This window comes from Vibrio sp. HI00D65 (assembly GCF_001635455.1).
Taxonomy (GTDB): domain Bacteria; phylum Pseudomonadota; class Gammaproteobacteria; order Enterobacterales; family Vibrionaceae; genus Vibrio.
This window is the reverse complement of sequence record NZ_LWEH01000339.1, coordinates 1-680: the sequence shown is the minus strand read 5'-3', so window position 1 is coordinate 680 and position 680 is coordinate 1. Positions and strand designations below refer to the sequence as shown.

The 680-nt window shown below is 45.3% G+C and carries 1 protein-coding gene; it reads right to left on the bottom strand.

The window, feature by feature from the left end:
• Nucleotides 1-4: 4 nt before the first annotated feature.
• The gene (gene fabR, locus A3712_RS19700) at nucleotides 5-646 is read right to left on the bottom strand and encodes an HTH-type transcriptional repressor FabR (protein ID WP_004740554.1); all 642 of its coding nucleotides are present in this window, start codon (nucleotides 644-646) and stop codon (nucleotides 5-7) included.
• Between the last annotated feature and the right edge of the window lie 34 nt (nucleotides 647-680).

The following is a 680-nucleotide window of genomic DNA, read 5'->3' as shown; positions in this document are numbered from 1 at the left end:
GACATTATTCTATCCCGCCTTTTAATCGGTTACGTTCACGTTCTTTACGATACCAAAAAGCCCCTTTGGCCATCATTCGCAATTGCATGATCAAACGCTCAGCCAGTTCGTCTCGCTGACGTCGATCTAAATCTAATGCTTCTGCCCCTGAGTTAAAGACCAATATGACCGAAGCTTCTGCTTGCGTAAAAGCTTCATCTCGTGTCATGCCAGTCGTGATAAGGTATTCGGTTAACTCAGCAGAAAAGTGCTGTATCTCGCGAGCTACCGCTGTACGAAACTCAAATGAGGTTCCTGAGCGCTCTCGCAATAACAGTCTGAATACGTTAGGGCTGCTTTCAATGAACTCCATAAAGGTTTCAACCGATGTGCGAATAACACTGCCTTCTTTTACTATACGCTGCCTAGCTTGACGCATTAGCTGGCGCAGTAGTAAGCCCCCCTCATCTACCATGGTCAAGCCAAGCTCATCCATATCTTTGAAGTGACGATAAAAGGAAGTCGGTGCTATTCCAGCCTCACGAGCGACTTCTCTCAAGCTTAGGTTGGAAAAACTACGATCTGCACTGAGTTGGCTAAATGCTGCATCGATTAAGCTGCGACGAGTTTTTTCTTTTTGCTGTGCGCGAATGCCCATTGGTTTCATACTTTATCAATTTCTTCTTTTACAGCCTAAACAG

Coding starts and splice junctions, on each gene's coding strand:
- fabR (WP_004740554.1), bottom strand. CDS start 646: ATGAAACCAATGGGCATTCGCGCACAGCAAAAAGAAAAAACTCGTCGC.